General features: G+C 36.2%; 14 protein-coding genes. 13 read left to right on the top strand and 1 reads right to left on the bottom strand.

The features are described from left to right. Window positions 1-10: 10 nt before the first annotated feature. Window positions 11-1153 carry an IscS subfamily cysteine desulfurase gene (locus ACSVDA_RS09660; RefSeq protein WP_485882747.1) on the bottom strand — a complete coding sequence of 381 codons (1143 nt, stop codon included), beginning with the start codon at window positions 1151-1153 and terminating at the stop codon, window positions 11-13. Window positions 1154-1254: 101 nt separating this feature from the next. Here ACSVDA_RS09660 and nadB point away from each other — a divergent pair, with 101 nt between their 5' ends. The 13 genes from nadB (at window position 1255) to yajC (ending at window position 13451) form a co-directional block, all read left to right on the top strand. Continuing rightward, on the top strand, window positions 1255-2820 hold the full coding sequence (nadB, locus tag ACSVDA_RS09655; protein WP_485882746.1) for an L-aspartate oxidase: 1566 nt from the start codon (window positions 1255-1257) through the stop codon (window positions 2818-2820). Between the two features lie 4 nt (window positions 2821-2824). Next, window positions 2825-3655: a carboxylating nicotinate-nucleotide diphosphorylase gene (gene nadC / locus ACSVDA_RS09650; protein ID WP_485882744.1), complete on the top strand. Its 831-nt coding sequence runs from the start codon at window positions 2825-2827 to the stop codon at window positions 3653-3655. Window positions 3656-3674: 19 nt separating this feature from the next. Then, window positions 3675-4784 carry a quinolinate synthase NadA gene (nadA, locus tag ACSVDA_RS09645; RefSeq protein WP_485882742.1) on the top strand — a complete coding sequence of 370 codons (1110 nt, stop codon included), beginning with the start codon at window positions 3675-3677 and terminating at the stop codon, window positions 4782-4784. 333 nt (window positions 4785-5117) lie between these two features. Further along, window positions 5118-6347, top strand: a complete 1230-nt coding sequence (gene safA, locus ACSVDA_RS09640) for a SafA/ExsA family spore coat assembly protein (protein ID WP_485882740.1) — start codon at window positions 5118-5120, stop codon at window positions 6345-6347. 690 nt (window positions 6348-7037) lie between these two features. Then, the gene (locus ACSVDA_RS09635; RefSeq protein ID WP_485882738.1) at window positions 7038-7253 is read left to right on the top strand and encodes a hypothetical protein; all 216 of its coding nucleotides are present in this window, start codon (window positions 7038-7040) and stop codon (window positions 7251-7253) included. Between the two features lie 108 nt (window positions 7254-7361). Next, on the top strand, window positions 7362-8084 hold the full coding sequence (locus tag ACSVDA_RS09630; protein WP_485882736.1) for a YhcN/YlaJ family sporulation lipoprotein: 723 nt from the start codon (window positions 7362-7364) through the stop codon (window positions 8082-8084). A gap of 165 nt (window positions 8085-8249) precedes the next feature. Then, complete coding sequence (locus ACSVDA_RS09625; protein WP_485882734.1) at window positions 8250-8810, top strand: BofC C-terminal domain-containing protein; 561 nt, start codon at window positions 8250-8252, stop codon at window positions 8808-8810. Between the two features lie 175 nt (window positions 8811-8985). Further along, window positions 8986-9585: a Holliday junction branch migration protein RuvA gene (ruvA, locus tag ACSVDA_RS09620; RefSeq protein WP_320207770.1), complete on the top strand. Its 600-nt coding sequence runs from the start codon at window positions 8986-8988 to the stop codon at window positions 9583-9585. Between the two features lie 13 nt (window positions 9586-9598). Further along, the gene (gene ruvB / locus ACSVDA_RS09615) at window positions 9599-10600 is read left to right on the top strand and encodes a Holliday junction branch migration DNA helicase RuvB (protein WP_214481438.1); all 1002 of its coding nucleotides are present in this window, start codon (window positions 9599-9601) and stop codon (window positions 10598-10600) included. Then, window positions 10597-10803 carry a DUF2905 domain-containing protein gene (locus tag ACSVDA_RS09610; protein WP_485882732.1) on the top strand — a complete coding sequence of 69 codons (207 nt, stop codon included), beginning with the start codon at window positions 10597-10599 and terminating at the stop codon, window positions 10801-10803. Before ruvB ends, ACSVDA_RS09610 begins: the two co-directional genes overlap by 4 nt. A gap of 90 nt (window positions 10804-10893) precedes the next feature. Beyond that, the gene (gene queA / locus ACSVDA_RS09605; RefSeq protein WP_485882730.1) at window positions 10894-11922 is read left to right on the top strand and encodes a tRNA preQ1(34) S-adenosylmethionine ribosyltransferase-isomerase QueA; all 1029 of its coding nucleotides are present in this window, start codon (window positions 10894-10896) and stop codon (window positions 11920-11922) included. Window positions 11923-11989: 67 nt separating this feature from the next. Continuing rightward, entirely contained in the window at window positions 11990-13129 is a 1140-nt protein-coding gene (gene tgt, locus ACSVDA_RS09600) for a tRNA guanosine(34) transglycosylase Tgt (RefSeq protein ID WP_320207774.1), read from the top strand. Between the two features lie 61 nt (window positions 13130-13190). Then, the gene (gene yajC, locus ACSVDA_RS09595) at window positions 13191-13451 is read left to right on the top strand and encodes a preprotein translocase subunit YajC (RefSeq protein ID WP_320207775.1); all 261 of its coding nucleotides are present in this window, start codon (window positions 13191-13193) and stop codon (window positions 13449-13451) included. Window positions 13452-13595 lie beyond the last annotated feature (144 nt).

The following is a 13595-nucleotide window of genomic DNA, read 5'->3' as shown; positions in this document are numbered from 1 at the left end:
CTATACCTCCTTAATTAACTGTTTTTTGAAACTGTTGATCAAGTTTGTCTAAAACTGAGATGAATTTATTAATATCAGAAATTGTTGTGTATTTACCGAAAGATAAACGTACGTATTGTTTGGCTTCTTCTTTAGATTTTCCTATGGCAAGCATAGTTTTTGAAGGCTCTTGCATACCTACTTTACATGCACTGCCAGTAGATATAGCGATACCGAAACGGTTGCATTCAAGCATAGTATATTGACCTTCAATACCTTGGATAATTATAGCAACGATATGCTTTAGTTGATCATGAGGATGACCAATAACTTCGACAGTTCTGTTAAGTGCATGTAACTCAGAAATCAGGCTTTGTCTTAATGTAGAAAAATGATCGATATCATTATCCATATTACGACAGGATATTTGAGCAGCAGCAACAAATGACGCAATTCCTGGTACGTTTATTGTGCCAGGCCTAAAGCCATTTTCGTGAGTAGAATGAGGATATTGTGTTCTCCATTCTACTCCAGGGTGAATATATACTGCCCCAACACCTTTTGGTCCATATATTTTGTGACTTGAGATAGAAATACTATCAAGGTTAAATTTCTGTACATCAATTGGAATCTTTCCAAATGTTTGAATGCAGTCACTATGAAAAAGAACATGATGTTCTTTTAGTAGTGCCCCTATTTTTGCTAAAGGTTGAATCGTTCCAATTTCTGAATTAGCATGTTGAATAGAGGCCAAAATTGTATTTGGTGTTATTTCACTTTTCAATTGATCTAAATCTATTTGACCGTGTTGATTAACTGATAAATATGTTACGTTAAACCCTTCTAACTCCAATTGTCGGAATACGTTTAATACAGATGAATGCTCAACTTCAGTAGTAATAAGGTGATTGCCTTTATGACGGTGAGCTTCTATAAGTGATTTGATAGCAAGAAAGTTACTCTCCGTACCTCCACTAGTAAAAAAAATACCCTTCTTCTTTCCATTAAACAATTTTCCTAATTCAGCTCTACAAGCCTCTAATACTTCATTCGACCTACTTCCATAATCGTGTAAACTACTAGCATTTCCAAAAATAGTTGTAGAAGTATGCTCATAAACCTGCATTGCTTCACTACATATAGGTGTTGTAGCAGCATAGTCTAGATAAATCATCATTTGCACCTCGTTATGAAAAAAAGTAAATATCTCTTGTCTTTAGTTTAAATATATGTCAATATAGGTGTCAAGACAGTTGTAATCTAGGGGGCGGAAATATGCCTAAAGTAGATGTAATTATTATTGGTAGTGGCATATCGGCATTAGTTGCTGCAGAACGTTTATGTAAGCATAAAAATGTGATTGTTATCACAAAGTCCACAAAATATGATAATAATTCATCTTTAGCACAAGGCGGGGTTGCTTGTGTAGTTGATGAAAATGATCATTGGATGGCACATTATTATGATACAGTTATAGCGGGACGTAATCATAATAATGAGCATTCTGTTAAGCTTCTTGTACAACAAGGACCTTTATATATACAACAATTAATTGAAAATGGTATGCAGTTTGATAGAAGCGCTAGTAATCATCTGCAACTTGGTAAAGAAGGGGCTCATCGAGCATCACGGATCCTTCACGCTGGGGGAGATGCTACAGGAAGACGACTGATGACCTATTTACACAATAGGATTAAAGATAAAGTTACCATCATTGAGGATGAGATGGCTATAGATTTACTCGTGACCAATGACGTATGCACTGGCGTTATGACTAGAAATAGCAAAGGACAAACAACGAAATATTATGCTGTACACACGGTGCTAGCAACAGGTGGTTGCGGTGGAATGTACAGTAGAACTTCGAATAATGATTCGGTTACTGGTGACGGCTTAGCGATGGCATATCGTGCAGGTGCACAGCTCGTTGATTTAGAATTTATTCAGTTTCATCCAACGATGTTATATGCGAATGGGATTGCTGGTGGTCTAGTATCTGAAGCTGTACGTGGTGAAGGGGCAACATTGGTCACAAAAGAAGGCAGAAAAATAATGGAAGGTGTACATGAGTTAGGCGACCTTGCACCTCGCGATGTTGTTTCACGAGTCATCTACTCGGAAATGAATAAAGGTGAAGAAATATTTTTAGATATATCCACCATCGATGATTTTGATAAAAGGTTTCCAACAATAACTAAACTCTGCCAAGAACAGCAGATAGACCTTAACAATAAAATTATTCCAGTCGTACCAGGAGCTCATTTTCTTATGGGGGGCATAAGGACAGACCATCAAGGTAAAACGTCTATTAAAGGCTTATATGCTGTAGGTGAAACAGCATGTACAGGAGTACATGGAGCTAATCGATTAGCAAGTAATTCATTGTTAGAAGGAATCGTATTTTCACAACTCTTATCAGACTATATTTTACAATCAAACTTAAGTTTAAAAAATAGCAACCATCTAAAAAAACGAGACCAAATTGGACAGTATTCAACAAATCTTCCTACTAAGCAACAAATACAAGCTGTGATGATGCAGAATGTAGGTATTGTTCGAGATGAAAACAGCTTGTTTGATGCAAAAACATGGTTTGAACAATATCTAACGAATGATAAGAAATATGTTGATGTATCTCAATTGACTAATGAGCAAGTTACCATCATTAATATGGTGACGGTAGGTTGGCTTATTTCATCATCTGCTCTGTTAAGAACAGAAAGTCGAGGAGGACATTATCGTACTGATTATCCTAGTGAAGATGATCTAGGATGGTTAGGAGAAGAAATAATTAGACATAAATATGAAGCTTCTACTTATGCAGTAAGTAACAGGAGATGACAGTATGAACAAAATTAAGTTACGGAAAGACATTGAGCAATTTTTTTTAGAAGACGTTGGTGAGAGAGATGTAACATCTGAAACAATCTTTCCAACTCATCAACAAGGTATAGCAAAAATGATAGCTAAAGGTGATGGGCTTTTTTGCGGAGAGGACATTATTAAAGAAGGCTATCAAATACTTGATTCTAATATTACTGTAGAGACACATAAGGCCGATGGTGATATCGTAGCTGCTGGTGATGTTATTGCAACTATTGAAGGCTCGATACAAAATATTCTCATCGGTGAGCGTGTGATATTAAACTTAATACAACGGATGAGCGGCATTGCAACACTCACTAATGAAGTAGTTAAGCGATTAAATAGTGATCATACGAGGATATGCGATACAAGAAAAACGACACCAGGATTACGTATGTTTGAAAAATACGCTGTTTCTTGTGGAGGTGGATATAATCATCGCATAGGTCTTTATGATGGTGTAATGATTAAAGATAATCATATAGCTTTTTGTGGATCAATTACAAAGGCTGTTGCAGCCGTAAGACAGCAAGTTGGTCACATGGTGAAAATTGAGGTAGAAACGGAGACAGAAGAACAAGTACTCGAAGCAGTGCAAGCAAAGGCTGATGTTATTATGTTTGATAATTGTACGCCTGAAGCAATTACAAAATATGTTTCTTTAGTGCCCACAAGTATAATTACAGAAGCATCAGGAGGAATCAATCTTGAAAGCTTACCGTTATACAGAGATACTGGTGTAGATTATATATCCTTAGGAATGCTTACACATTCTGTCAAGGCTTTAGATATTAGCATGAGAGTTAAATAGAAGGAAGGGAGAACTGAAAATGAACGTACTAGATTTAATTCAAAGTGAAAAACATCAAGGATTGCCTGAGCGATATCGAGAATTATCAACTGAAGAAATGGTTAGACGTGTGTCGGAAATAAAGGAAAAGTTCGGTAATAAATTGTATATTCCAGGTCACCATTATCAGAAAGATGAAGTTATTCAATTCGCAGACACGACAGGTGATTCTCTTCAACTAGCACAAGTTTCAGCTGCAAATAAAGAAGCAGAATATATTGTGTTTTGTGGAGTGCACTTTATGGCTGAAACAGCAGATATATTGACCGACGACAATCAAAAAGTAATCTTGCCAGATATGCGAGCAGGATGCTCGATGGCTGATATGGCAAACCTTGAACAAACTGAGCGCGGTTTTAACAAGATGAAAGCCGAATTTGGGGATACAATTTTACCTTTAACATATGTCAATTCAACAGCTGAAATTAAGGCGTTTGTTGGAAGGAACGGTGGTGCTACGGTCACATCTTCAAATGCAAAAAAAATGCTTGAATGGGCATTCACACAGAAAGAAAGGATTTTATTTTTGCCTGACCAGCATTTAGGAAGAAATACTGCCTACGATTTAGGGATTCCTTTGGAACAAATGGCTGTTTGGAATCCAATCTCGGATAAATTCGAATATGAAGGTGACTTGGAAGAAGTAAAGGTAATTTTATGGAAAGGGCATTGTTCTGTCCATGAAAATTTCACTGTTGAGAATATTAAAGAAATACGCGCCACTAAACCTGATATGAATATTATTGTTCATCCTGAATGTAGTCGTGAAGTCGTTGAATTATCAGATGATGCAGGATCAACTAAATATATTATAGAAACAATTTCTAAAGCGGAAGCTGGAAGTAAATGGGCAATCGGCACAGAGATGAACTTAGTTAATCGCATAATTAACGATCATCCTGATAAAGAAATTGTATCGTTAAATCCAGCAATGTGTCCTTGTTTAACTATGAATCGTATCGATTTACCGCATCTACTTTGGGCATTAGAAGAACTTGAAAATGGAAAAGTTCATAATCAAATTATTGTCCCAGAACAAGTTGCAGAAGATTCATTGAAGGCGTTAGAAAGAATGCTTGCAAGAGCATAATTTAAGTTACTAACTCTTTATAAACTATGTTGCAGCTCAAGAAATATTTAGTATAGATATTGTTAGCAATATCGTTTGTTAATGTGGAAACATGTCAATTACTTTATCATTGGACTTAGAATTATTCCCTTGAACGAAGAAACATTTTTAATGCGCAAACAGCCCTTATTAAGTATGAATTAACAAGAAAACTCCTGGTATTTTATCAGGAGTTTTTTATAGTTGTTATACATAATTTAAGTTAATACAGCATATGTTTTGGTGAAGAATAGTGGCAAAATGCCTAAGTTCACATACACTGTAAAGACTGATTTGTGAGGAGGGAGCCTAATAGTGAAAATCCACATTGTCCAAAAAGGTGATACATTATGGAAAATTGCTCAAAAATATGGGGTTGATTTTACAGAATTAAAAAATATGAATACGCAATTAAGTAACCCGGATATGATTTTGCCTGGGATGAAAATTAAAGTACCTACTGGGAATGTTCATGTAAAAAAAGAAGCGGCTATTAACAATAATGTGAAAAAAGAAGCAAAAGTAAACGTAGTATCAAATGTCGAGGCTGAAGTGGAAGAGCCAATAATTAATCAGCCACAAAAACCATTGCCTGTCATGGCAGAAGAGAAAAAGGAAGAAGTTAAACCGGTAGAAAAAACTCAGAACAAAGCATTAATGGCTGAAGAAAACAAAGTACCGTATGTTCCTCCTATGGCGAAAAAGCATACACCCTACTATCCTGAAATAGATGTGAATAACTATTATACAGTGAATATGCCAATTGTAAATCAACAACCTGCAGCTGCACCTGAGTATCCGGAAAAACCTAGTAATGTTTTACCCGGTATGATGAAACCGGAAGAGGTAGAAGCTGAAGATGTGATGGAGGAGAAATTAGAAATGCCAAAGATGCCACAAATGCCACAATATTACCCACCTACACCACAATATGTTGCTCCAGCATACGGATATCAGCCAACTCCACCTCCTAACTTTTATCCACAAGCAGTAAGTCCGATGATGATGCCAGAAATGGAAGAAGAAACAATGAAAGCTAACGTTATGCCTATGGAAGAAGAAATGGCAATGAAGCAAAACCAAAATATCGCACCTATATCAAATGTAATGCCAAGTGTTGAGCAAAGTCCTCCAATGGGGGTATCACCAGCAATGGCACCACAAGCACCTTATATGATGCCACCTGCACCATATTGTGTCCCAATTACACCTATTCAGCCAGGGTATGGATTTGGTTACGAACCTTACCCAATGCCACCTGCACCTGAGGGAGTATCTCCAGAAGCGCTAAGCCCAGATGAAGAAATAGAGAATAAGGAAAATGTAATGTCTTATGAAAATGCACCTACGATTCCAGAACAAGCAGGGGTAATGCCATCATACGCTAATCAACAACCCTACGGTGTTAACCCAATGATGCAACAACAGGCATATAATAATCATCAATCACACCATAGGGTGGCACCATATCAGTATTATTATCCATCAGCTCCACCGTACCAACCTATTTATCCAATGCCACATTACGATAATGAAGACAATTAAAGCAAATGGCATACTTACTTTCATCGGTGTCAATTATAAGCCAACAACAAGATGATAATTGTATCCTTGTTGTTGGCTTGGCTTATGATCTAATTCAAACGTCTTGAACATTTATAAAAAGCAGCGAAAGCAATGCTTTTTGTCTTGTAATGAGTAATTTTATGCGGAAAAAATTGTGATAACAACTAATTATACACATATCAATGAGAGGGCATAAAGCCTTCTTTTTTTAGTCCGCTTACGTTTGATTGTTGCTTACGTAGACCATATATATGTTATACAATTCTGTAAAAGACTATGACAACGTATATGCAAAGTTGTACGAGTACTTCAAAATTTCAGAAAGGCTGTTAAAAAGTTCATTTACCCATCGTAATGTCATTTTGATCATATATTTAACAAAAAATTGAAGTGAAGATTAATTATGAAGGAGAAAATCTCACAACTTGTAGTTGGATCAGGAAAAAGTTATAAACGGAATTAGCGGAGGTATGCATTCAGCTGTCGTTGCTCGTCTATAAAAAAGGATTTTCCAATGATTCATAGGTCTTATCATGCTATGTAAGAGCAACCCCCAAGATCAAGTAGATGCTTTATAAATTTTAAAAAATGGAAGGGTTGATTTGATCATCATGTCGTAGATTTGACTGAAGCTCATCAGTAGCTTTTTTCAAAAATTGAAATTAAATAATGGAAGCACAAGTATGGACTGAAGAAGCTGCTACATTAGGTGATGCACATAATCCACGCTTTGAGATGAGGACAACATATGAGATGAGCGATAAATATTTTAAAGACGAAGTAATTCCTGAAAAAGATCGTCAAATTATTATTTATTACATAACCGCTCACACTAAAAACGAGAGCTTGCAGCTGTCTCTCCAAAACTGTAAGCAGTTACCGTAGGAGTTTTAGTATAACCTGAATGCCTAAATGCCAACATAATGATGAGCATCAATTTTGTAAATGATGTTCACACATGATGACGCAAAGAATGGTATGGGGGGATAAACGTTGCGGAAATCTGTATTTTCGATATCAGGATCGCTATTACTTGTTGGAGTGCTAGCAGCTTGTAATACAACTGCTAAAGAAGGAGCACTTGAATACAACGAACGTACAAGGCCAATCGGATATTATTCAAATGAGAATATAAACAATAATCGGTATAACCAAAATACTGGTAATGCTTATATGATGAATGATAATGATGGTGCGATAACAGAATTTATGGATAGAAACGTTACAAATAACAAAAGGAATATTGCTTATAAAAAAAGTACAAATTATAACAATGCTCCAATGCGTTTTCCAGCAACAGTTAACCGCGAGCCACTTGCAGATCAATCAGGGTATAATTATCATGGGCACTTAAATAACTTGACTACACCAGCAAGGTCATCATATTACACCAATTATGAAGGAAGACTTGCTGAAGATATTTCACGGAAAGCAGAAACTGTCCCGAATGTAAGGGCAGCACGTACGTTAGTTCGTGGAAATGATATTATTGTTGCCTGTGATACAACAGGAAATCAACGAGAAGTTATTAATGATGTCCAACAATCCATCGGTACGCTCGCTAATGGAAAAAAAGTGAAGGTTGTAACAGATACGGGAACACTATCATTAATTCGTCAAATAGATAATGATATCCGAAACGGTGGACCTCGAGAAACAATTAATAAATCAATTAACGATTTGTTTGAAGGTTCATTAAATACACGTACAAGATAAAAAAGTACAAGAGGGTCTGAACTCACAATACATATACTATATATATGTATTGGGTTTTCTGACCCTTTTGTATTGGATAATATGAGGCATATTTGCAATTTAGATTAAAAATTTTATTAAATGGTCAGAATAATATTGTAGCACTTGATTTTAGAGGTGATGATAATGAGACTGTTTAGTAAAATAGCGATAACAAGTATGATTTTATTTATTTTTAGTTTGCTAGCTTCAGTTATAGCTACCGGAAATGATATGAGATTACATTTCATGAATGATAAAAGGAATGCTGAATCGGACGTTTACGAAGTTTCCGGTCCGTTATATATAAAGGTCATTCTTGAAAGAATCTATTTAGATGGTGAAGTAAGTGAAGAAATTGTAAATGAAACGATTTGGTCAATGGAAGACTTTTGGGCGCTATACGCTGACTGGCAACTAGTTGAACAAAATGACGAACAAATTGTTTTTATGCGACATATTGAAGATATTTCCCCTTTATTGAAGGCAAATGGGTATTTCGGTATTAATGATAACGGTGTATTGATGATTTTTGAAGGGAAACCAGCAGGTGGGAGTCGAGTCATTCAATCTTTTTATCAAATTGATATAGGTAAACTCGAAAGTCACCAACATGAGTTATTAAAACGAGGTATTCCTGTTGAATCAAAGGATAAATATAATCAAGTCATTGAGGCGTTTAAGCACTTTCAAGCTAGTGTCCCATAATTGAATATAATAAATGGGTATATTTTCAAGCTGGTTGGCAAACGTTGTCGCTTCTTCTCTAAAATATGTTTTTAACAGTGACTTCAATTAACATATTCTTTCTTGTACAAGATTTTGCTTCATTGTGAATAAAGTATGGTAAAATGATGTACAGCAAAGATGAGGAGAGAGAAAGTTGATTGAATTTATCAAAGGGAGTATTCAATATATAAACCCGGAATATATTGTTATTGAAAATAATGGGATTGGTTATGAGATTCAAACACCAAACCCTTATGTTTTTCACGTACAAAGAGAGGAAACTATCTATACATATCAGTACGTTCGTGAAGATGTTCTAGCTTTATACGGATTTCAAACAAGAGAAGAAAAAGCATTATTTCGTAAACTTTTACAAGTCTCTGGAATTGGTCCAAAAGGAGCACTTGCAATCTTAGCTGCTGGACAGCCAGTGCAGGTTGTCAAAGCAATTGAACAAGAAGATGAAAAATTCTTAGTGAAATTTCCAGGAGTAGGGAAAAAAACTGCTAGACAAATGATTCTTGATTTAAAAGGTAAACTTGAGGACTTAGTAGCAGTGCCAAATTTATTTACTTCAGATGATAGTATAGAAGAACAAGAGAATGGGCCACAGGCGCTACTTGAAGCGATAGAAGCTCTAAAAGTTCTCGGTTATGCAGAAAGAGAAATTAATAAGGTGAAAAAACATTTACTTGAAGAACAGCTTACGACTGATCAGTATATCAAAAAAGCATTACAAAGGCTATTAACGTAGGAGGCTTGAAGCGATGGAGGAGCGCCTTGTTTGTAGTGAAGCAGATATTGATGATGTATCATTAGAGCAGAGTTTACGTCCACAAACTTTAAAGCAGTATATAGGTCAAGAAAAGGTTAAGGAGAACTTAGAAATATTTATTGAAGCAGCAAAGCAGCGTCAAGAAACATTAGATCATGTATTGCTATATGGTCCACCTGGACTGGGGAAAACAACGTTAGCAACGATTATTGCTAACGAGATGAATGTGAACATTAGAACAACTTCAGGGCCTGCAATTGAACGTCCCGGTGATTTAGCAGCGATATTAACATCTTTAGAGCCTGGTGATGTTCTTTTTATTGATGAAATTCATCGTTTGCCAAGGACAATTGAGGAAGTTTTATACCCAGCTATGGAAGATTTTTGTATTGATATAGTAATAGGAAAAGGCGAAAGTTCACGATCTGTTAGACTAGATCTCCCCCCATTTACTCTAGTTGGTGCAACGACGAGAGCGGGTTCATTATCAGCTCCTCTTCGTGATCGGTTCGGTGTTTTGAGTAGATTGGAATATTATAATGAAAAGCAGCTCACCACAATTGTTGAAAGGACTGCTGATATTGTTTCCGTAAATATTGACCTTCAGGCTGCAGTAGAAATAGCAAGGAGATCACGGGGAACACCAAGAATAGCAAACCGCTTACTTAGACGTGTGAGAGATTTTGCTCAAGTACGAGGTGATGGAGATATTACAAATGACAATGCTATTAAGTCCCTAGAATTATTACAAGTTGATCGATTAGGATTAGATCATATTGATCATAAACTATTAAAAGGAATAATAGAAAAATTTCGTGGAGGACCTGTTGGTCTTGAAACAATTGCGGCTACGATAGGGGAAGAAGCACAAACTATTGAAGATGTATATGAACCATATTTATTGCAGATGGGTTTTATACAACGTACTCCTAGGGGAAGAATGGTAACGAACCTCGTTTACGATCATTTCGGTATGGAGGTGCCAAACATTTGACAGGAATACCGAAAGTTGTGATGATAGTGGGTGCGGTAATTTTTATCATTGGATTTTTAATGCAATTTATTTCTTTTGGTAAATTGCCTGGTGATATTGTTATTAAAAAAGGTAACTCGACTATTTATTTCCCGATTGTAACTTCAATTATTCTTAGCGTATTATTAACGCTCATACTTTTTGTCTTAAATCGTCTGAAATAATTAGATTCTTATCAATTTCATAAAATTGAATGAAGCTATTAATAATGTATCAAACGTGAAATAGAGAACAACGCTTATGAGGTGACAGCATTGAAAGTAGACTTATTTGATTTTGATTTACCTGAACAATTAATTGCTCAAACACCGCTTGAGAATCGTGAAGCATCAAGATTAATGGTGTTAGATAAACAAACTGGTGAGATCAACAATCAACAATTTGAAAATATTGTATCCTTTCTCAATGAAGGTGATTGTCTCGTCTTAAATGATACGAAAGTATTACCCGCCCGTTTATTTGGTGAAAAAGAAGATACTGGTGCGAAAATAGAAGTGTTGCTATTAAAGCAACAAAATAACGATGAATGGGAAACATTAGTTAAACCTGCAAAAAGAGTAAAAGAAGGAACCATCATTTTATTCGGCGATGGGCGATTAAAAGCGGAATGCACGCATACTAGTGAACAAGGAGGAAGAACTTTAAAGTTTACGTATGAAGGTATATTTGTAGAAGTGCTAGACGCTTTAGGAGAAATGCCATTACCTCCATATATAAAAGAACAGCTTGAAGATCGTGAGCGCTATCAGACGGTATTCGCACGTGAAATAGGATCAGCTGCTGCTCCTACTGCTGGGCTCCATTTTACTGAGCAAATTTTAACAAAACTCCGTAATAAAGGTGTGCACATTGCTTTTATTACACTTCATGTTGGATTAGGTACTTTTCGACCTGTAAGTGTTGAATCAATTGAAGAGCACGATATGCATGCAGAATATTATCAAATGACAGAGGGTACAGCAAAATTGTTAAATGATGTGCGTAAAAGTGGAGGAAAGATCGTAGCAGTTGGGACAACTTCAACTCGGACGTTAGAAACAATTGCAAGAGACCATCTTGGAAAATTTACCTCTTGTAGTGGTTGGACTAATATATTTATTTTCCCTGGGTACCAATTCAAGGCAATAGATGCAATGTTAACAAATTTTCATTTACCAAAATCTACACTCATTATGCTTGTTAGTGCTTTAGCAGGAAGAGAAAATATATTAAGAGCCTACAACTTGGCAGTTAAAAAAAATTATCGCTTTTTTAGTTTTGGCGATGCAATGTTGATTAAGTAACACTGCAAAAACAACTAAGCATGTTATATAAGAAATACAGAAATACCTTATAGGAAAGGATTAGTATATGACAGCAATTACTTACGAACATATTAAAACTTGCAAACAAACAGGTGCTCGTTTAGGTAGAGTACATACTCCTCATGGCTCATTTGAAACACCTGTATTTATGCCAGTCGGCACGTTAGCAACAGTAAAAACGATGTCCCCTGAGGATTTGAAGGAAATGGGTGCTGGTATCATTCTTAGTAATACATATCATCTGTGGCTACGTCCAGGACATGATATTGTTAAGGAAGCAGGTGGCTTACACCAATTTATGAATTGGGATAGAGCAATATTAACAGATTCAGGAGGCTTTCAAGTATTTAGCTTAAGTGACTTCAGGCGGATTGAAGAAGAAGGTGTCCATTTTCGTCATCATTTGAATGGCGATAAGCTGTTCTTATCACCAGAAAAAGCAATGGAAATTCAAAATGCACTCGGTTCAGATATTATGATGGCTTTTGATGAATGTCCTCCGTACCCTGCTGAATTTGATTATATGAAAAAATCTGTAGAGCGTACGAGCCGTTGGGCAGAGCGTTGTTTAACAGCTCACAATAGACCTCATGATCAAGGGTTGTTTGGAATTGTTCAAGGTGGAGAGTATGAGGAACTCCGTAAACAAAGTGCAGCAGACCTTGTCTCACTAGACTTTCCTGGTTATGCTGTTGGTGGATTATCGGTTGGTGAACCAAAGGATGTTATGAATCGAGTGCTGGAATTTACAACACCGTTATTGCCTACTAATAAACCGCGATATTTAATGGGGGTAGGGTCTCCAGACGCTTTAATAGATGGTGCTATTAGGGGTATTGATATGTTTGATTGTGTGTTACCTACACGCATTGCTCGGAATGGGACCTTGATGACTAGTAAAGGACGTCTCGTAGTGAAAAATGCAAAATATGCTCGAGACTTTAATCCTTTAGATGAACATTGTGATTGCTATACGTGTAAAAATTATTCGCGAGCTTATATTCGACATTTGTTAAAATGTAATGAAACGTTTGGAATTAGATTAACGTCTTATCATAACCTTTATTTTCTGTTAAAATTGATGGAGCAGGTCAGACAAGCGATACGTGAGGATCGTCTTGGAGACTTCCGAGAGGAGTTTTTTGATCGCTACGGTTTCAATAAACCAAATGCCAAACAATTTTAGCTTAGAGGTTTTGTTCATAAGGCATTGACTTTTGAGCATTTACATAAAAGGGGGTGAAAAAATGGAAGGGATTTTAAGTTTCTTGCCCTTGCTGTTAATGTTTGTAATCTTTTACTTCATTCTTATTCGACCACAACAAAAGAGGCAAAAAGCTGTTCAGCAAATGCAAAATGAACTAAAAAAAGGTGATAAAATCATCACAATTGGTGGTTTACACGCAATCGTTGATTCAATTGATGAGAACAAGATAATCCTCAAAGCAGGAGATGGGGCTCGTCTTACATACGATCGTCAAGCTGTTAGAGAATTAGTATCTGAATAACGTATGTAGAGGTTGACTATATTATTGAACTGCTCCCTGTCTAGTAGACAGCGGAAATAATAAAAAGTCACTTAAGCGGCTTTAGCTCTATATTCCATAGGGCTAAGGCCATTTAATCGTTTTTGGTACCTATCGTAATTATAA

This window comes from Cytobacillus sp. Hm23 (assembly GCF_051842895.1).
Taxonomy (GTDB): domain Bacteria; phylum Bacillota; class Bacilli; order Bacillales; family SM2101; genus Nanhaiella.
This window is presented reverse-complemented; position numbering and strand designations above follow the sequence as displayed.

Coding starts and splice junctions, on each gene's coding strand:
- nadA (WP_485882742.1), top strand. CDS start 3,675: ATGAACGTACTAGATTTAATTCAAAGTGAAAAACATCAAGGATTGCCT.
- ACSVDA_RS09625 (WP_485882734.1), top strand. CDS start 8,250: ATGAGACTGTTTAGTAAAATAGCGATAACAAGTATGATTTTATTTATT.
- nadB (WP_485882746.1), top strand. CDS start 1,255: ATGCCTAAAGTAGATGTAATTATTATTGGTAGTGGCATATCGGCATTA.
- ACSVDA_RS09635 (WP_485882738.1), top strand. CDS start 7,038: ATGGAAGCACAAGTATGGACTGAAGAAGCTGCTACATTAGGTGATGCA.
- ruvB (WP_214481438.1), top strand. CDS start 9,599: ATGGAGGAGCGCCTTGTTTGTAGTGAAGCAGATATTGATGATGTATCA.
- ACSVDA_RS09660 (WP_485882747.1), bottom strand. CDS start 1,153: ATGATTTATCTAGACTATGCTGCTACAACACCTATATGTAGTGAAGCA.
- nadC (WP_485882744.1), top strand. CDS start 2,825: ATGAACAAAATTAAGTTACGGAAAGACATTGAGCAATTTTTTTTAGAA.
- tgt (WP_320207774.1), top strand. CDS start 11,990: ATGACAGCAATTACTTACGAACATATTAAAACTTGCAAACAAACAGGT.
- yajC (WP_320207775.1), top strand. CDS start 13,191: ATGGAAGGGATTTTAAGTTTCTTGCCCTTGCTGTTAATGTTTGTAATC.